Here is a 21,280-nt window from a genome sequence, read left to right as displayed (position 1 = left end):
TGCCTTGAAAATATCATGGTTTAAAACTATAATCTTTGATATGATAGTCAAGGGATTATAAAAGAAACTACAATAAAGTAGGGATAATAAATGAATAATCGATTAAATAGAAAAAAGAACAAAAAAAGACGAATTTTGCGCATTATTTTATTGCTATTTGTTCTGTTACTAATAGGCGGAGGTATATACGGAGTCAATGTATATAATGATATCGCAAATGCTGTTGATAAAATGCATAAATCTTTAGATAGAGAAAAATCAGAAAAAAGAGAAGAAAAGGTACAATTCGATTTACAAGATCCATTATCAATTTTAGTCGTTGGTATCGATGAACGTGAAGGTGATTCTGGTCGAACAGATTCAATGTTAGTTCTAACTATAAACCCTGATACCAAATCAACAAATATTGTTAGTATACCTCGTGATACACGGACAGAGCTTATCGATGAAGATGGAGATATTGAAATCGATAAAATGAATCATGCCTATGCATTTGGTGGGATAGAAATGACAATACGATCAATAGAACATTTCTTAAACATTCCCATTGACTATTACGCAGAGGTAAACATGGAAGGATTTAGGGATATCGTCGATGCGGTGGGTGGTATTGACGTTGATAACAAACATGAATTCGAATTAGATGGTACGTATCTCTCAGAAGGTAAGCATCATTTAGACGGTGAAGAAGCATTACAATATGCTAGAATGAGAAATGAGGACCCTCTTGGTGACTTCGGAAGACAAGAAAGGCAACGCGAAGTAATTTCTAAAGTAATTGATAAGGGTGCTTCCCTATCAACTCTTACAAATTACGACGATATTTTGGATGCTTTAGAAGATAACATAAAAACTAATTTGACACTTAATGAGATAATTGGTATACAAATGGAATATAAGTCAGCTGCTAAAACGATTAAGAAACTTGAAATTGAAGGTGAAGGAAAACGTCTAAATGATGGTATCTGGTACTTTTTAGTTGAAGACGAAGTTAGACAAACTTTATCTGATGAGTTAAGAACACATTTGGGTTTAAGTGCTGATTCCGTTGATGAAATTAATATAAGTAATTATTAAAAAAACAACATCCGAGATCGGATGTTGTTTTTTATTGTTAATAGTATGAGAAATAAGGGCTCTTATTCAAAATAGATGACAATGGATAAAGCAATAAAAGCTGTAGCAAAACCTTATGGTTTTGCTACAGCTTTTATTTTAGTTCAATTATTTCCCACCAATAAATTGGTAAAATTGGTTTGAAAAATATGCAATTTTAACTGCCCAAGCTTCATCTGTCGCATATTGATGCCAACTATTGTCATTTCTCATATTATCAAGAGTTGGTTTACTAGAATATGGGAATGTTGTATTCGTATCCCAAGATCGGTCAATGTAATTACGTTTAATCCATGAAGCTCCTGCGATAATTCCTCCCTCTGGTGTGTTGAAATCATACGCACCTTCAGCAGGTTTAGAATCAATTGCTCCTATGCCATAAAAATTATATTTCGTATTCACAATTGCAGATTTCCCCCATCCAGTTTCAAGTCCTGAATGAGCTAGTAGATAAATTGCATTTACTCCTGTTTGTTCTTGAGCCTTCAAATATGCATATCCCATATTAGTCATCACTGTTTTCTCACCGTTCGTTTTCAGACTTATGAAACGATTAATTTGGTCAGCTGTAACATTTGCCTTGGAATATAACGGAGTAAATACTCCTACTTGGTTTGTTACTTTATTTGCTTTTTCAAACTCATATTTAATGACATTATATCCTTCATTTCCACCAGGGTTACTCGCTCCCCAAATCCAACCCACTTTTCCTGTATCTGTAATGACTTTATACCATTCGGAATAGGTCTTATCAATTGTTGTAACATGTTCTAAAAGCGACACTTTAGCACCAGACGGTAATGAGCCAAGATTTGCGCCGGAAGCAGAAGGCGTCCCCCTTAGAACTCGTCCTTCTTTAACAATCCAACTATCATCTAGGACACTATTTTCTAAATAATCTTTATGAACCCACCCTTGTTTTCCATCTTCAGTTCTAACTTTTGATGCATATAAATATTCATCAACTACTGTAACATTGTCTCCGTAATGCAGTTCGAATAACCTTGTATAAGAAGGGTTATACATTGGTATATGCAAAGCATAATTCGATAATTCATCAAAGCTTCGATAGACTGGAAGCCTAATTGAAGTAACCACTTTCGAACCATGAGTAGTTAACGAGATGATATCCACATTTAATTGTGCACTTGACGTATTATCATAGTACTCAACTACTACTTCATGAACCCCTTCACTAAGTGAAAACACCGCTTCTTGTAAATTATTACCACCGTCAATCCATGAATCAATTTTTTTAATTCCGTCCACATATACTCTAATACCATCATCTGATACTGTCTTTATTTGATAATTACCTGCATCGAAATGTGTCTTTTTAACATATCTTGCTGAGAAATTATCTAATGGAATTAATTTATGTGGGCTATTATACCCCCATGTAAAATTAAGATCTTTTATTTCAAGTTCAGAACCATTACCACCTAAAATAACTGGATTACCGGTCAATTCCTTAGTTGGATAAATAAAACCAACCCAATGGTCAGTATTATAAACATCTTCAATCGGTTGGAACTCAATGTCTACATTACTTGCACCAGTTCCATCATAATAATGGACCTCTATCCAATGGATATTCTTTTCATTCGGTTTATTTACATTCCTATCCTCAATAGTTAGAGAAATTGCAGTTTCTTCACCAGTTCCATCAACCCACCTGTCTAGCACTGGTTTACCGTCTACATAAACTCTTATACCATCATCTGACTTCGCACGTAATATATAGTCACCCGCAGCTAATCTCTTCGCTGTACGATAAACAGCAGAGAAATTATCAGTTGGCACTTTACCAACTACAGGGCTTTCTGTACCATTATTCTCTACTAACGCTTTATAGTTCCCAACTGGAGCAATCGATTTTGATGCTACTGGCTGCCCCGTTAATGTTTTATTAGGATAATAATAGGCAATCCATGTATCCAAGAGTTCTATGTTAGAGAAAATCATAGCATTGCCCTTTTCTTCATAATAAGTTGTTTCAATCTCATGATTCCCTGTTGGTTTACCCAATAATAAAACTTGGTCTAATTGTCCATTTGAATCAGTTGTTCGATTAATAACTTCCTGACCATCAATATCCATCGATACTCTACCATCCGCAAATGTCTGTATAAAGTAGTCTCCTGATAAAAATTGAGATTGGTCAAAAACTGCTTCAAAACCATCAGCAGGGAAGTTGGCAGGGCCCCCAGACCCCCAATTATATTGAATTTCTTTTGCATATTGATAGAATACTTTATTTGACCTTATCTTTTTATAGTCAAAAGCTAAATAGGCAGAAGAGGTCTTTTCAAAATAATCTACAACAATTGTATGCTCACCACCGCTTACAAATACTGCTTCTTTTTTTCCATTAGAATCTGTATTAGGCCATGCATTTAATACTACCTTATTATCCAGGTAAACACGTACTCCATCATCACCATTTGCACTAAAGATGTATGTTCCTGTTTCTAAGTTTACAGTTTTAGTAAATTTCGCAGTGAAATTATCTTTAGGTATTTTTAGATGTGGTGTGCCATTTCCCCAATCAAAATTAATATTTGTAAGACTAGTTTGTGTACTACTCTTCCCACCAATTACATAAGGAGTACCTGTAAAGCTATCATTTGGATAAAACTCCGCAATCCAAGTATTCACCTTCTCATCCTCAAAAGGTTGTATAGAAAATTCTAGTTTGCTAGCACCTGTATTGTCATAGTGTTCAACTTCAATCCAATGAATATCTTTTTGTCCGCTCGGTGCACCGTTCAAGTCTGCAACTTTAACTTTGACAGCATCTTCTTTAGCTTCCGCCGAGTTTGTCCAACGGTCTATGACAAGTTCTCCATCAACATAAACACGAATACCGTCATCTGCAAGCCCTCTTAATACATAGTCGCCCGCTTTTAATCTTTGTGCAGAGCTATAGAGAGTTGAGAAGTTATCAGTTGGCACCCCAGTTCCAGGACTTGCATTCCCTATGTCATCTACTAATTTCTGATTGTCTATACTTGGTTGTATCACTTTTGCCTTTGTCGGCATTCCTTCTAATGTCTTATTAGGGTAATAATATGCAAGCCATGAGTTAAGAGGAACGACATGAGAAAATACTCCTGCACCATATCCTCCCTCAAAGTAATGAGTTTTAACTGTATGGTTTTCATTACTTACTCCAAGCCACAAGGCTCGATCAACAGATCCAGTATATTTACCCCATCTGTCAATAAGAAGCTTGCCATCTGCTTCTACCTTAATACCGTCATCCGCAAACGATTGAATGAAGTAATCACCATTATATGTGCCAGATTGGTCAAATAATGCAGTAAAGTTGTCTGTAGGCATCCCCAAAGGACCACTATTCCCCCAGTTGTATTCAACATTTTTTACCTTCTCAATTTGTCTTTCGGACATTTTTGTATAGTTAAATGTTAAATAGGCCCCATATGTCTTTTCATAATATTCTACTACAATTTTATGTCTTCCCTGTGAAATATCTACTGCTGTTTTCTTATCCTTATAGTCACTATTAGGCCATGCATCCAGCACTATTTTATCATCAAGGTATACACGAACTCCATCATCTGCAAGAACATTGAAAAGATAAGTTCCCTCTTCAAAGATATCTTCTTTCGTAAACCTAGCAGAAAAGTGGTCCGTTGGTATCCCGGATAATGGTGAACCATTTCCCCAATTAAAGTGAATATTGTCCACCTTTGTTAAAGCATTCGTTCCACCAACTATCGCTGGTGTCCCCTTAAAATTATTGCTAGGATAATACTCACCTAACCATGTGGCTTCTGTGGCTTCTTTGACTGGTTCCAAGGAAAAGTCTACTTTTCCTGCACTAATATAATCATAGTATTGTACTTCTATCCAGTGAATATCTTTTTCATTAGCTTGTACATTTTTATTATCAGAAATTGATAACTTAATAGCCTTTTCTCTATACCCACCGTTGCTCCACTGATCAATCACTAGCTTTCCATCTACATATACACGTGCTCCATCATCTGCTTTTATTCTAGCAATATATTCTCCAGCTTTTACACGCTTTGCTGTAGTATATTTAGCAGAGAATCGGTCTGCTGGTACACCCGCACTAGGGCTCTTTGTACCGTGGTCTTCATAAAGTCTATGTGAATCTTTATCAGAGGTTAATACTTTTGCTGCTACTGGCATTCCTGACAGTGACTGATTTGGATAGTAATATGCAAGCCAGGTGTCTAGTGGTACGATATGCGAGAAAACACCTGCACCATATCCACCTTCAAAATAATGCGTCTTTACATTATGTGTACCTTTGCTAACATCAAGCCATAAAGCACGGTCCACCGAGCCCGCATATTTTCCCCATCTGTCAATTAAGAACTTTCCGTCTGCTTCTACCTTAATACCATCGTCTGCAAATGACTGAATAAAGTAATCTCCGCTATACGTCCCAGACTGGTCAAACTTTGCTGTAAAGTTATCAACTGGCATTCCTGAGGGACTACCATTTCCCCAGTTATACTGAACATTCTTTACCTTTTCTGTTTTTCTTTCAGCCATTTTAGTATAATTAAAAGTTAAATAAGCTGCATACGTTTTCTCATAGTATTCAACTACTATTTCATGTTTACCTTTAGAAATATCAATTGCTGTTTTCTTATCCTTATAATCACTATTAGGCCATGCATCTAGCACTAACTTATTATCAATATATACGCGAACACCATCGTCAGCGAGGGCATTGAAGAGATAGGTCCCCTCTTCAAAGTTTTCCACTTTCGTAAACCTAGCTGTAAAATAGTCAGTTGGTACACTAGATAATGGAGAACCATTCCCCCAATTATATTGAATATTATGCACCTTTGATAAAGCATTGGCCCCACCAACAATTATTGGATTTCCCTCAAAGTTGCTGTTTGAGTAAAATTCACCTAGCCATGTATTTTCAGTGGCCTTCTCAACTGGTTCTAGTGAAAATTCTACTTTACCTGCACTTGTATAATCATAATATTGTACTTCTATCCAATGAATATCCTTTTCTTCTGCTGGAGCATTTTTTTGGTCTGAAATTGCCAGTTTCGTAGCAGTTTCTCTATAACCTCCATTTTTCCACTGGTCTATTACTAATTTCCCATCTATATATACACGTGCTCCATCATCAGCTTTAACCCTTACAATGTATTCCCCAGCATTTATTTTCTTCGCAGTTGTATATCGAGCTGAAAAATGGTCTGTGGGTATACCTGAACCGGGACTTTTAGTTCCATGATCTTCATACAGCTTTTTAAAACTTCCAACTGGTGAGATAACTTTTGCTGATGTTGGCATACCTGATAATGATTGATTCGGATAATAGTAGGCAAGCCATGAATCTAATGGAACGACATGCGAAAAAACAGCAGCTCCATACCCACCCTCAAAGTAATGAGTTTTAACTGCATGATTTTTTTTAGGTACATTTAACCACAATGCCTTATCTATCGATCCAGTATACTTGCTCCAACGATCAATTAGTAACTTTCCATCTGCTTCTACCCTAATCCCATCGTCTGCATGTGTCTGAACAAAATAATCTCCACTATAGGACCCTGATTGGTCAAATATCGCTTCAAAATTATCAACAGGCATCCCAGGCGGGCCACTATTTCCCCAATTATACTCGACTTCTTTTTTTGGCGATGGTTGATATATAGACCTGTCAGTATTAGCTTTCACAGTTCCATTTGATGATAAAAACATGAAACTTACGAGTAGTAGAAACATACTGACATATTTTATAAGGTTTTTGTACAAACTATGAATCACACCCTTCTAATATACTAGATTATTAATTTATAGTTAAATCGATATATTAAAATATATCTACTTCTACATAATAACACAAATTTAGACATTTTCATTATCCTCTTTTTAGGAAATTATACTCAAAATATGCATGAAATTTCAATATTTATATTATCTGAACAAAAAGAAAAGTCACACCTAGTAATTACAGGTGTGACTTTTCTTTTATATCTTAATTATAAGAATTATGGATTTCTTTAATATATTCTATTAAGTTCTCTCTTAAGTCTTTTCTATCAAGTGCAAAGTCTAGTTGTGCTTTTATAAAACCAAGCTTATCACCAACATCGTATCTTTTTCCCTCAAAATGATAACCTATAACTTGTCTAGATTCATTTAATGTTCTTAGAGCATCAGTCAATTGAATTTCGTCGCCCGCACCAGGCGATTGATTTTCAAGTATACTAAAGATTTCGGGTTCCAGAATATACCGGCCCATGACAGCATAATTTGATGGAGCAACTTCAAGGCTAGGTTTTTCAACAAGCGTATTTATATAAAAAGAACGATCATCACTGCTCTCTGAATCCAATCCGATAATTCCATACTTTGACACGTCTTCATTTGGAACCTTTTGTACACCTACAACCGAGCAGGAATATTTATTATACATATTTATCAACTGCTTTAGACATGGTTCACTTTCATTTTGGACGATGTCATCACCTAGCATTACAGCAAATGGCTCGTTGCCTATAAATCTTCTTGCACAATATATAGCATGTCCAAGTCCCTTCGGTTCTTTCTGGCGAATATAATGAATATTTGCCATATTAGAAATTGAACGCATCTCCTCTAGAACATCTAACTTTCCCTTTTTTTCCAAAGTTTCCTCGAGTTCGTATGATTTATCAAAATGGTCTTCTATTGCTCTTTTCCCGCGTCCACTTACAATAATGATATCCTCTATTCCAGATTCGACAGCTTCTTCTACAATATATTGAATAGTTGGCTTATCAACAATAGGTAACATTTCTTTCGGTTGCGCTTTTGTGGCTGGTAAGAACCTAGTACCTAAACCAGCAGCTGGAATAATAGCTTTTTTTATTTTCAAAATAAGCACCTCTTTCAATAATAAGAAATCTCGATTCCTACAGAGCCTATCTACTCAGCAATAACCTGTCAAAATAACTTAATACTTATAAAATACTGTTCCAACAATACATAATGTTATTATTCATTTACTTTTTTTCTTATTTTATGTTGAATTGACCCTATTAATTTTAATACTAATGTATCTCTAATAACAAATAAACCTAGTAGGTATATCATCGCTCCTACAAAGACTTGTAGCAGTGTTAATAAAACCGGTGTTATCTCAACAAATTCTCCGATTGTACTTGCAGAAACATAAACAAATCCACTTAGAATGAAGTACTTTATAAACAACGTAATAAATTCTCTGAATATAAAATAAGATCTTGCAAAATACATTTGGATTAGAGCACCAGTTGCTTCAGCAATTAACAATGCAATTGTTGTCGCAATACTACCATATTTAGATACTAATAAATAGTTTATAATTAGACTTAATAAAGCGCCAATTGTTATAGATAATGAGTACTTTTTTTGTTGATTCGTTGACACTAATACTTGAATACCAAAAACATTTGCTAGCCCCACAAAAAAAATCACCGGACTCATTAATATCAAAATAGTCGATACATCTAAAAATTCATCACCTAAAAACCAAACTACAAAGTTTGGTGCTATTGCCATCATACCGAGTGTCATAGGTAAGGTAATCATTAATACGAATTGAAGAGTATATGTTGTATACTTTTTAACCATATCCTGATTCCCTTTAGAAAATTCTGACGCCATTCTTGGTAATAACACTGTACCAATTGAACTAATTACCCCTAATGCAATTTTTATTACTTTATTTGCTTGATTATAATAGCCGACTTCAATTTCTCCAGCGATATTCCCTAATATAATTCGGTTAACCAATACATAAACTTGTATGAGAAGCTGTGGTATAAACAACACCATTATTGGACTAACATGTTTTTTCATATCATCAAAACTTATTTTTACAAGTTTCACTTCTTTTAATAAAGGGATCCACATAATAAGTTGGCCAAAAAATAGGGTCCCACCGTTAATCAGGACATATAAGGGTAAATCATCCGCATCTTTCACAAAAGAAAAAATTAAAATAATCCCCAAAACTTTCACGATCATATTTCTTATAGAGATTTTCTTAATTTGTTCTTTACCTATAAAAAACCATGAAATATCAAAGCTGTATGCTAGAAGTGTTAAAAAGTGTATGTAAAATAAGTTTGTATAATTATCTAGTAATAGGATAAATAGTAAGAACACGACTATATTCAAAAGCGAAATAATCGCCTGAAATGAAAAAATCGACCAAAATTCCTTCGATGTTTCTTCCTTATTATTTTTAACAGCTATCTGTCTACTTCCGTATAAAGGAATACCTAATACGATAAAAACGATAAATAACTGTACAATAGATAATACATAGGCATCTATCCCTACACCTTCAGCTTTTAAAACCCTAGCAACATATGGAGTAGTAATAAAGGGTGTGAGCATTAATAATAGCTGATACAATACAGTATATAGATAATTTGAAATTAGTTTCTTCATTGATTTTTTTCAAACCTTTATTTTATTTTCTTTTACATATTATCCTTTAAGATTTAGAAAATAATGTTTTATCATTTTCAGTTTTAGTGGTACGGTTGTTTTCCTTTTAACAAACCCAAGTTCCTTAATAATTCCTTTTCTCATATCTTTAAAATAATTATTTTTTACAAATTGTTCTAATTCAAAGTCAATGTTAGGGTACCTTTTTAAAAGAATTTCCCTGGATGTACTTCTTAGCTTTTCTTTTTCAGCACCAAATGAAACACCACCAATGTGATGAACATACGCATTAGTAGCTACTACTAATTTCAAACCCTGTTTTCTAGCACGCATACACCAGTCGGATTCTTCCCCATAACCTCTTTTGAAAGTTTCAGAATCAAATAAGCCTACAGAATTTAATGCTGATCGCTTCATATACATACAATAACCAATTAATAACGGACTTTCAACAGACCTTTGTACACTACTATACTTTATGTACAATTTGTAAATCTCTTCAAAAGTGAAAAGACTGTTAATTTCTGAGTTAGCTGTTGGTAAACCCGAGATAATACCATAATTACTCATAGGATTAACTGCAGCAATTCTTTCATCGCTATTAGCTATTGTCCATAAGCCTTCCAACCAACCCGGTGAAACTAATGTATCACTATTTAACACAATCACATCATTTTCGCTTATTTTAAAGCCGTTATTGACATTACCAGGAAACCCAAGATTAGTTTCATTTCTAACAGCAAATATATTAGCATGTAGCTTCGAATACTCTTTTGTTAACTGCTCAATTCTTACATCCGGACTTTTATCATCTAATAAAAATAGGTTATAACTGTTTTCTGAAGTATGTGCCAATATACTTTCAATACAGTTTTTCGTTTCTTCATATGAATTATATATTGGCAGCAGAATATCTACCTTATCCATTGCATACTCTCCCTAACTGAAGTTTTTTTCAAAGGAAACATTAATAAATATGATACTTTTCAAATAATGACATTTGGTTAAATACAAAATATTAACCCGTTTCAGGAATAAATAATTTACATTAAAGTGATAAATCACACTTAAATAAAGTTTGCTTCATTCTACAATACTGAATTTTTTATATTCGGCTAATCAAAGTAAATTCTAATAACACTTTTTTGAAAAGATTTTTTAGAAATATTATATTTTTGGACTTCGAATAAATATTCTTTCATATATTTTCAATAAGTTTGAATATACTTCTTGTGAAACTGACTTAATCAGCTTTCCTTCAAGCTTATTTTTGTGAGCCAATTCATTAATATACATTGCTTTGATATTTAAATCATAATTAGCTAACTCTGGATGTTTCTCAAATAACTCCTCAAGTGCTTTTGCTCCATTTACTTTCTTAGAGATACTGTCAGTTTGTTGTTCTACCATAACTAATGCTTCATTTAAATGTTCAATAGTATAGTTTTTTGCTACCCTTAGGCAAAAGTCCCAATCCTGGAAGCGCATAAGTGATTCGTCAAATAGGTTTTCTGACGCAACATCTCTCTTTATAAAGATGGTTTGTGTACTTATGAAATTACCACGTTTTAATTGGTCATGTATCTCGTTCCCTCTAACTTTACGAGATGGTATTTCTCTTTCACCCTTATTTAAATTTAAACTACAAAAAACCATATCAACATTTGGATTTTCCATCATGTAGTTTTTTTGTTTCTCCAGCTTAGTAGGTAACCAAACATCATCACTGTCTTGAAATGCTATATATTTCCCTTTTGCCATTTTAATTCCTGTATTTCGGGCACCGTTCGCTCCTTTAATGCCTTTATTTAACTCATATTTTATTCTTACATCTTTAATAGATTTAATGACGTCTAACGTATGATCTGTTGAATGATCGTCAATGATAATAATCTCTTCTGGTGGAACTGTTTGATTTAGTACACTTTTAATAGAGCTCTCAATTATATGAGCTCTGTTAAAAGTTGGAATTACAACTGATATCGTCATATATACACATCCTTTTTAAAACAAAACCTTAGTATAATATACTTAACTTTAATCAAAAAGACAATGATACTGGATAATAGATCCATTATAAATATACAACAAAATAATAAATACCCACAGAAGCCTTGACTGTGGGTGAAATGTATTTTCCTAGAAATTATTTCTCACTTACTCTTCTGCAAAATCTCAACCTTCTTCTTCAACTTCTCATTCTCAGTCTTCAATTCACTATTTTCCAATTTCAAATCTTGTATTTCCTTCTTCAATTCTGTGCTATTTGCTTCTTCCTTTGCCTTTTCTTCTTCATTTGAACATCCTACAGCAGAAGTAAGCAATGCTGCAGATATCATACCGATAGCTACTATTTTCTTTTTTAACATAATTTCCACGCTTTCTTTATCATGATTAATAGCAAGAGGGCTGGCAATCATGTTGATGCCAGTCCCCCTCTTTATTTATGCATTTTTTCTTTTTTGTATAAATACGATTGCAGTACCAATTAACAAGATGATGAATCCTAGTAAAATTAGATTGAACATATTTGTACTTGTGTTCGGAAGTTCAGTTTGTTTTTCAGTATCTTGTTTCACTGGATGCACTTTATCTATAGTTTGTGTTTTATCAGTGTTTGTCGCTTTATCAGCATCAGGTGTTTGAGTATCTTCTACAGGTGTTGCTGAGTTAACTTCAAATACACCATATACACTAAAGTGTGTGACAGTTGCGTATACTTCATTTGTTGATAGGTTAAAGCTTGTTTCTATTTCTTCAGCTTTATCACCATTCTCATTTATATAGTATACACGGAGGTGATCCCAATTATTTATTTCGCTTGGATTTACGTTAAATGTTAGCGTAATCGGTGTAGAAGCGAAATTAGTAATTTGTTTACCATCAACTAATAATGTAAAGTCAATTAATTCAGTTAACGCATCATTATTTTTGTTTGCAACATGTTGCGTTACATCCCCAAATGTAAATGTTGCATCTGCCCTATTTTTCATGAGTGCCACTGGTATTAATGCCTTTACGTTACCATTTGTTAATTGGATTTTTGAATTGTTATCCAGTTTATCTAGTACAGCAGCTTTAATTGTAAATGTATCTCCAGCTTTATGATAGACATAAATGTCATCTTGCTTCTCGAATGCTGAAACATTCTCGATTAAGCCTTCACTTTTATTATGATCTTGCTCCTGTTCATCTGCCGGTTTCTCTATCTCTTCACCTGGCTGTGGCTTTGCAGTTCCATCATCTGGTTTGTCTCCTGCATCCGGTTCGTCTGTTCCTTCGTTAGGAGTTTCTCCTGTACCTGGTTCTTCCGTTCCTTCGCCTGGAGTTTCTACTGTACCTGGTTCGTCTGTTCCTTCGTCAGGTGTTTCTCCTGTATCTGGTTCGTCCGTTCCTTCACCTGGAGTTTCTCCTTTACCTGGTTCGTCTGTTCCTTCGTCAGGTGTTTCTCCTGTATCTGGTTCTTCCGTTCCTTCGCCTGGAGTTTCTCCTGCGTCTGGTTCGTCTGTTCCTTCGCCTGGAGTTTCTCCTGCATCTGGTTCTTCAACAGCTACTGCAGTCGTAAATTCAGTTGCATAGTCTTCCCCAAGTGTTTTACCGTCATAATCGGCCATTTCAGCTTTGATGACGATTTGATAGGTTGTATCGTTTGCAAGTGGTTCAGTTGGTGTGAATTCGAACCAGCTTGATAGCTTTTTAGTACTGTCTTCAACATAGTCGATGTAGCCGTCTGCACGTTTTTGTGTTTTGTATCCAGACAGATTTTCATATGTGAAGCTTCCTTCTATTGTCTTACCGGTTGCTTTATTGATGACTTGGATGTTTTCATTTACATGTTCTTGGTTCATGAGGCGATCGAATTCAACGCTGATGCTGTTGTCTACAGCTGCATCAGCAGATTTGTTTGCTGGTGTTACAGCTGTGACGATTGGGTCGTCCTCACGAATTAATGGTACATTTAGTTCTGTTTCTGGTGGTGGAACAGTGACAATTCGGCTTATGTGAGTGCTATAGCCATCTTTACTGAAGATAACTCTCCATTGGCCTTGTGGTACGTCCCAGCCGTATCTTCCATCTTCACCAGTTACTTGCGGATTGATTTGTCCGAAATTTTGCGCGTTCCAGTTTTTCCATACATTGTTTTGTTTTTCTTCGACAACTGCTGTGACACCTGATAGTTTGTTGTCGATGCTACCTTCAAAGACATAACCTGAAGGGTCGATTAGCACAATGACTTCCATAAGTGGAATTTTTATTCCATCAAATTCAATTTCCATTAGTTGCTCACCATATGAGCTCCAGTCTCCTGGAATATATCCGGTGAAATGTAGTCCATCCTCTGATGAAAGTTCATATTCCTTACCGATAAAGTGAATTTTTGCTTTTTCGACATGTTTATCGAACTTCAATTCAAAATCTACTTGTGTAAATTCGGTAATGGCAAACGTTGCGATCCCAGTATAAGGATTTGGTTTAATATCTTTGTTCCAGCCTGCTTGAATCGTAACGTCTTCAAGCGTAGGGATTGATGGTTCATATGCTACTTCAACATGCTCTGTAACATTTGACGTTTCACCATCAATAATTTTTGCATAGAGTCGATGTGAACTTTCTTCTCCCTTTTTAACTGGAAGGGCAACATCAGCATACCACCATCGACCTGAAACTTTAGTTGATGCTAACTTAACTGTTCCATCATATACTTCAACCGTTACGTTACCGCCAGCTTTTGCTTCACCATATACTTTAATTGTTGATGTAGCTGTTTTCTTAGGTGCATTTATTGTAACAAATAATACATTTGTTGAAGCTGATTTTACAAATTGCTGACCATTTGTTTCTAAAACAGCATTTGCAGCAACAACTGGACTTGTATATTCTGCTACAACTGTCGCTTCAAATGTTACTTCTCCTGTAGCGCCAGCAGCAACTTCTGGTAAATCGAGACCTTTATTATATACGGCAGGCTCTCCATTTACTAAGATTGATTCTTTTACTAATGTCACACCGTCAGGTAATTCAATCTTAAATGATGCGTCATCTACCGCTTCGTCGCCATTATTTTTATAATCAAAACGATATTTAATCGTTTTACCTGGAACAACGGTACGAGTTGACGATGCAAAGAGGTTACCATCTCCTGAGAAAGAACCTTCTTGCTTTTCTTCAAGGTAGAACGTGTAGTAAGACTCATCTGTATTTACTTTTGCTTCAATATTTGGCAAGTAATAATCCTCTGTTTTTAGAGTATATTTACCTGCTTCCACATTACGAAGCTTGAAGTAGCCAGACGTATCTGTTCTTGTTGAACCAGCATAGTTTCCTTGTTCATCATACAGATAGACATAAACATAGGTTGCTGGTGTTGTGCGGTCTGCTTTATAAAGCTTACCTTCAATGAATTTTTCTCTTTGTAATTCTACTATTCCTAAATCAGCCTTTTTATCAACGAAATCTGATTTAGTGACATTTAATGTTTCAGTTTGATAGCCTTCCATGCTTACTTCAACTGTAAGATTTTCTTCTTCAAGGCCACCGATTGTATATGAACCTGCTTGAACTTCGCCATATGCATAGGACTGATTACCGTATACGTTATAGGTTGCACCTAGTGCCGCACCTGTATTGGCATCAATGACCTCTAATTCAAGTTTTGCGCCTTGTTTCAGTGTAATCGTAAGTTCATTATTTTCCTTAGAGATGGATGCTTCATTATAAAATGGCTTATATCCTTCCGCACCGATGTTCACATAATAATCATCTGCGTAAACAAAATCTGCAATTGTATACTCACCATTTGCGTTTGTGATGCCCCATTCATAATAAGATCCAACCGAATAATCAAAGGCTTGATAGATTGATGGACTATAAAGAGATAAAGATTCTAACTCTGTTATCGGCTCTCCATTTTCATCAACTACCTTGATTATCGCTTCACCTATTTCTTTTTCAATGCTTTCGAGCGCAATTGAAATCGGGTAAGAAGCATCTTTTGTGATTTCGACTTCTTCGATTTTACTTTTAATGATACCTTGACCATGAACAATGACTTCATATTTTCCATAAGGGAGATTGAATTCATTATTTGTACGATATCCTTTTCTAAATTGGCCATCTTTTGCCAGATTACCATAGTAGAAGATATCTTGATTGCTCGCTTCAATACCTTCAATTGTAAATTCTAAGCCTGTTAAATTTATTTCATCTTTAATTGTTGCTTCAAATGAAGCAGTCGTTAACTCTTCGAGAGAACGTTCTGTTCGGAAGCTTGTCCACGACGTGTAGTGAGAACCATTTACTGCAACAACTTCAAGCATAACTTCATACTCTTTATTTGCCACTAATTGCTCAAGTGTATAGCTTGCATATGCTTCTTTAGGTAATTCAATATATGCATCGTTGACATACACGCCAACAGATTCAATTTCTGAAGCTTCTAATTCAATTCCCCATTCGATAGCTGCTGTTGTATCACGAACTTCATTTACATACACATAGCTGTCAACCATATCAAATTGTTGGTCATAGTACACATATGTGCCTTGATTCATTAGACTATTTAAAACATTGTATGATGCTGTGCCTTCTGCAAAATCAATTGGATTGCCAGAGATATTTAAATAATCAAGATTTGTTAAGCTTTCTAGTGCAGCAATGTCGTTCACGTCATTGTTAGCTAAATAGAGAGTTTCCAAATTGACAAGCTTACTTAAGGAATCTACTGAGCTTACAGCTGTATCATCTAAATCTAAGTGTGTTAAGCTAGTCAGGTTAGCCAATGGAGAGATGTCCGCAACTGGATTCCCCCATAATGTTAAGCTTTGTAATGCTTGTAAATCCTTTAACGGTTCAACAGATTCAATCTCGTTAAATGCCGCATCTAATGTATATAGATTAATCGCGTATTCTAATCCAGATAAGTTTGATACACCTGCTACATTAGATAGGTAAAGATATGTTAAGTTTTCCATATCAGATGTTCTAATATCACGATCATAAATATACAGTGTATTTCTAATCGCAGCTTCAAGATTTTCATCTTTAAATGTTACAACTTCACCAGTTGCTGGTGGTTCATTTGTCATGACATAATAAGTAGTTGAGCCAATATCAAAGCCATCCTTATTAAATGCAATAATCTCAAAATAATACTCTGTTGAAGGAGCAAGGTTTTCAAACACGAATGACGTTTCTAGCCCTCTACTTACTTCTTCCCCTTCAAAATAAACAACATACTCATCCACTTCTTCAATACCAGTGTATGACCATTGAATCGCAATGCTGTTATCTGTTACAGTTTCCAAGCCGATATCAATAATCGTACTATAACTGTAGCTCACTTCAACATCTCGCTCTAGTAACGATTTAATCACGCTTCGATTCTCTGAATCTGCTGAAAGGTCTACATTTGGCAGATTATATAGATAGACATATTTAAGAACAGGTAGATTAGCTAATACTTGAATATCATCGATTAATGTATCACTTGTATCAATATACTCAAGCTTTTGCAGCAATTCAAAATCTGTAATGGTTTCAATTGGATTGTAAGCAATCGATACATTTACTAGATTCGTAAGCTGTGCCAATGCTTCAATATTCTTGATGTTATTGTTATCTATATATAAATCGTGTAGATTTTCAAGACTTTTTAATACGCTAATATCGGTAATTTGATTACCTGATAAATATAAGAATTCTAAATTCACTGCAGACTCTAAGCCTGTTAATTCAGTAATTCCCTCATATCCTAAACTAAGTCCTGTTACTTGTTCAAGGTCTCCCGTATAGAGGTCACGATGTGTTAAATAAAGTTCTCGTTTTAGTGCCTCTTCAAGAGTTTTATCTTTAAATTCAATTTTTTCTCCAGTTGGCTCACCTAATGTATGAAAATACGTATTCGTATATGCAAGGACTTCACCCGCTTCATCAAGGGCTGCGATTTCTACATAGTAACCGGTATCTGCTTCTAAATCCTTCAATACATACTCCGTAATTTCTTTATCTATTGTAAATGTTTCACCATTTTCAATAGAAATACGATATGAACCTAAACGCTCAACATCAGATTGATATGCCCAATTAATTGTTGCCGAATCTTCTGTTGCATAAATATCTAGACTATTAATCGTGTGATATTCATATTCAACGTCTACATGATCATCTTGTAATTGTTCAATAATTGACCAATCATCGGAATTACGGTCCAAATCTACTTTAGAGCCGTATAGAGCTACCCATGATAAAGAAGGCAATGTAGGTAATATTGTGATGTCTTCTACATTTGTATACGTAATATCAAGTCCATACAAATTCTCTAAAGTATTTAAAGCATTTATGTTCTCGATTGGGTTATTCGATATCCATAAATATTCAAGATTAATTAAACTTGATAATGGAGTTAGGTCCTTCACTTCATTATTTGCTAAATCTAAATGGCGAAGGTTCACTAAACCTTTTAATGGCTCAATATTCGTTATTCCACTATTTTGAATCGATAACGATTCTAAGTTTTTAGCGTATTCCAAGCCTGTTAAATCATTAATCGTTGCTTCATAAATATTTAAGTAATCTAGCTTGTTCATGTCGCTTTCATATACATCACGGCCGTAAATACCTAAATGGTTCATGATGATATTTTTCAATTCACTATCAGGGATGTCAACAACTTTTCCTGATGGTGCTTCATCTGTTTTTACTGTAATTGGATGTGAACGTAGCACGTTTCCTGATTCATCTAGGGCGTCAACGCGTATAGTGTAGCTAGTTTTTGCATCTAGTCCGGTAAATTCGTATTGCCAATTATTTATATCCTCTATCTTTTTATTATTGAGATAAATAGCGAAACGAGACGGACTCTCATCATATAAGCTCCACGAAATTCTAATCAGGCTTTCTGTTTTTGCATCAAGCCAAATCGGAAAATTCTCATACGGATTCGTATAACTTACATACACATCTTGACTCTGTAACGTTTGAATGACTTCATACATTTCGCTGCTAATATCTGTTGATAAATTTTCCATATAGACAGATTCTAAGTTTTCCATTTCAAGCAATGCTGATATATCATCAACATTCGTATGCTCAAATGATAAATGCTTCAAATGTTCTAATTGGGATAGGCTAGAAATGTCTTGAATATCATTTCCATTAAGAGTGAGCTGTTCAATATTCGTTAACCCGCTCAAGGGGTTAATATCGGTAATATTGTTGTCTGAAATGTCAACATACATTAATTTCGTTAGATTTTGTAATGGTGTAACATCTGTTATGTTGTTATTCCATACATATAAGCTTTCTAAATTTGTCGCATGTTCAAGACCAGTAAGGTCACTAATATTCATCTCAGGAAGGTTAAGGTATGTTATGTCTTGAAGATTTCTTTCATAAATATCCCCATCATAAATACCTAGGAAATCTTTAACTGCCTTCTCTAGACGATTATCAGCAAATTGAACAACTTCACCTAACTCCATTTCTGTTGTTGCATTAACACTCAATAAATCAATTACTTGATTTTCTTCGTTTAATACGTGAATAGCAATATGATAGTCTGTTTCAGGTGTAAGACCTTCAAATGTATAGGCATTATTTTTCGTTGAAGCTACTTCTTCTCCATTTAAGTACAATACATAAGAGTACTCATCCTCAGAATAAGTAGTCCACGATAACGAAATTGAGTTCTTTGTTATTTGACCCATATCAATCGAAATGTCAACATTATTCGTATAATCGACTCTTACATTTCGCTTAAATAGTTCCTGAATCACATTCATATCTGCTGAACCAGGTTCAAACGATAAATTGGTCGCAGTTAGAGATACATACGTTAATGAATCCAGCTCTAATAGAACATCAATATTATCAATTTCTGTATAATGCAAATATAATGTTGTTAAATTGTTAAATTGAGCTAGAGTTGAAATATCCTCAATTGGATTGTCGTCAAGCCATAACGTTTGTAACTTTGTTAAGTTTGCAAGCGCCTCAATTGAAGTAATTTCGTTTCTTTCAATATCTAAATAAGAAATATTCGTTAAATCTTTAAGTGGTGTTAAATCAGTAATCTGATTACCGTAAATAGATAAACTTTCTAAATTTTTCGCAAACTCCAAGCCTATTAAGCTCGTAATATTTTGATAGGAAGCATGTAGTGAAATTAATTGTTCCATATCACTTTCGTATATCTCTCGCTCATAAATACCTAATGCAGCTTTTACTGAATTTTTAAGGTTTTCATCGGCAAATGAAACAATCTCACCTTCTGGAGCAGGATGATGTTGGAAGCTATGATTAACCTCTGTAATAAGCTGGTCATTCTCATCATAAGCCTGAATCGTTACATCATATGTCTGTCCTTCTTCTAAGCCAGAGACTGTATATTCATGTTCTGACGTATTAAAATCTGTGTTATATGTCATAACACGATAATAAGAAACGACCGTCGTACCTGAATACGTCCATGATATAGTATTCGAATCTTCATTCAGTTGCTTTGCAGAAACATCAATTGTTGCTGGTACTCCTTCTGCAAAATCATATTCAACATAAACGCCACGGTTTTCAAGTGCTTGCACAACTGCATATGCAGCAGATTGTCCATTCATTTCTAAAGAAGGAGTATTTGTAAGATATACTTCTTGTAATCCTTCTAACTGCTCTAGTTCTTGTATGGAGGCAATCTCTGTACCATCTACCATTAAATAGACTAGTGTATCCATTTCCCCAAGTGCTTCAAGGGAAGTGATTGGGTTATGACTTAAAAAGAGCGTCTGTACTGCTAGGTTCTTTAATGGTTCAATTGATGTAATCTCATTGTTTTCTAAGTCTAGATGCTCTAAGTTAACTAATTCCTTAAGTGGGCTAACGTCTGAAATGTTGTTCTCACTTAACGTCAAGTTTGTTAAATTAATTGCATTCTCCAAACCTTCTAAGCTAGTAACATTCGAATCTGCGACAAAAAGACGTGTTAAATCAGCTAACTTTTCTTTTGTAATTGGCTCATCATTTGCAAGACCTAAATCATGTCGAATTTGCCTTTCTAAATTTTCATCTTCAAATGTGACATTGTTTTGTTGATTATCAGTAGCTTCCGTTTCTGTCGGGTTTTCTTCTGTTACAACTTCTGCTTCTGTATCAACCATTTCCTGTATTTGTTCTTCCTCTTGTTTTGGATCGGATTCTGTATTCACTTCAGCTCCCGATACATCCACTGGGAACTGAATCGTTTGTTGATTACTTACCAATTGATTAGCTTCTACACCTTTCACTTGGTACGTATATCCAACATCACTCTCAACTTCGGCATCAATGTATGTGTATGTAGATCTTACCATTTCATCTTGAACTGTCTTTTCAAGTTCAACTGCCTCTACTTGAGATGTTTGTCCATTTTTTATTAGCTCAAAAGTACCAGCCTCGCCAGATTCATTTGAATAATGAATCCAGGTTAACCGAACAGAATCTCCCTCTACCTCAATTGGAAGCAACTGAAGCGATGGCTCTGTCGGCGTTATTTCTTCCGCAATGGCTAGCTTTTGTGCTGAAAACGGACTGAATAATGGAAAAATAATCGTAAAAATTGCTAAAATATTCAGCCACTTGTATTTCTTCAAGCTCTTATCCCCCTTTATTCACATTTACAACAGTTTCAATTATAATACAAAAGACCTATCAAATGGTAGATTTTTAGTTCAATAGACACAAAAATAGA

Annotated in this window: 8 protein-coding genes; 1 reads left to right on the top strand and 7 read right to left on the bottom strand. The window is 34.8% G+C overall.

Annotation, left to right across the window (positions count from 1 at the left end; genetic code table 11):
- Nucleotides 1–90 precede the first annotated feature (90 nt).
- Nucleotides 91–1,077, top strand: a complete 987-nt coding sequence (locus tag J2S19_RS12725) for an LCP family glycopolymer transferase (protein ID WP_307342370.1) — start codon at nucleotides 91–93, stop codon at nucleotides 1,075–1,077.
- A gap of 147 nt (nucleotides 1,078–1,224) precedes the next feature.
- Here the strand turns inward: J2S19_RS12725 and J2S19_RS12720 are convergent, their stop codons facing one another.
- The 7 genes from J2S19_RS12720 to J2S19_RS12690 all read right to left on the bottom strand — a co-directional run bounded on the left by J2S19_RS12720 (nucleotide 1,225) and on the right by J2S19_RS12690 (nucleotide 21,182).
- Nucleotides 1,225–6,897, bottom strand: coding sequence for a PA14 domain-containing protein (locus J2S19_RS12720; protein ID WP_307342367.1), 5,673 nt, complete (start codon nucleotides 6,895–6,897; stop codon nucleotides 1,225–1,227).
- Nucleotides 6,898–7,120: 223 nt separating this feature from the next.
- A complete protein-coding gene (gene galU / locus J2S19_RS12715; protein WP_307342364.1) occupies nucleotides 7,121–8,002 on the bottom strand; it encodes a UTP--glucose-1-phosphate uridylyltransferase GalU in 882 nt (293 codons plus the stop codon).
- 119 nt (nucleotides 8,003–8,121) lie between these two features.
- Complete coding sequence (locus tag J2S19_RS12710) at nucleotides 8,122–9,564, bottom strand: flippase (RefSeq protein ID WP_307342361.1); 1,443 nt, start codon at nucleotides 9,562–9,564, stop codon at nucleotides 8,122–8,124.
- A gap of 39 nt (nucleotides 9,565–9,603) precedes the next feature.
- Nucleotides 9,604–10,491, bottom strand: a complete 888-nt coding sequence (locus tag J2S19_RS12705) for a glycosyltransferase family 2 protein (protein WP_307342360.1) — start codon at nucleotides 10,489–10,491, stop codon at nucleotides 9,604–9,606.
- Nucleotides 10,492–10,731: 240 nt separating this feature from the next.
- Nucleotides 10,732–11,553 (bottom strand): glycosyltransferase family 2 protein, encoded by an 822-nt coding sequence (locus J2S19_RS12700; RefSeq protein WP_307342357.1) that lies wholly within the window; start codon nucleotides 11,551–11,553, stop codon nucleotides 10,732–10,734.
- Nucleotides 11,554–11,717: 164 nt separating this feature from the next.
- Nucleotides 11,718–11,984: a hypothetical protein gene (locus J2S19_RS12695; protein ID WP_307342355.1), complete on the bottom strand. Its 267-nt coding sequence runs from the start codon at nucleotides 11,982–11,984 to the stop codon at nucleotides 11,718–11,720.
- Between the two features lie 24 nt (nucleotides 11,985–12,008).
- Complete coding sequence (locus J2S19_RS12690; protein ID WP_307342352.1) at nucleotides 12,009–21,182, bottom strand: leucine-rich repeat domain-containing protein; 9,174 nt, start codon at nucleotides 21,180–21,182, stop codon at nucleotides 12,009–12,011.
- Nucleotides 21,183–21,280 lie beyond the last annotated feature (98 nt).

It is taken from the genome of Metabacillus malikii, assembly GCF_030813355.1.
Lineage (GTDB): Bacteria > Bacillota > Bacilli > Bacillales > Bacillaceae > Metabacillus > Metabacillus malikii.
Note: the sequence above shows the minus strand (reverse complement) of the source record. Positions and strands in the feature narration are given on the sequence as shown.

Bases quoted from the DNA above. Each gene is read 5' to 3' on its own strand.
- J2S19_RS12710 (WP_307342361.1), bottom strand. From the start codon at position 9,564: ATGAAGAAACTAATTTCAAATTATCTATATACTGTATTGTATCAGCTA.
- J2S19_RS12695 (WP_307342355.1), bottom strand. From the start codon at position 11,984: ATGATTGCCAGCCCTCTTGCTATTAATCATGATAAAGAAAGCGTGGAA.
- J2S19_RS12700 (WP_307342357.1), bottom strand. From the start codon at position 11,553: ATGACGATATCAGTTGTAATTCCAACTTTTAACAGAGCTCATATAATT.
- J2S19_RS12725 (WP_307342370.1), top strand. From the start codon at position 91: ATGAATAATCGATTAAATAGAAAAAAGAACAAAAAAAGACGAATTTTG.
- J2S19_RS12705 (WP_307342360.1), bottom strand. From the start codon at position 10,491: ATGGATAAGGTAGATATTCTGCTGCCAATATATAATTCATATGAAGAA.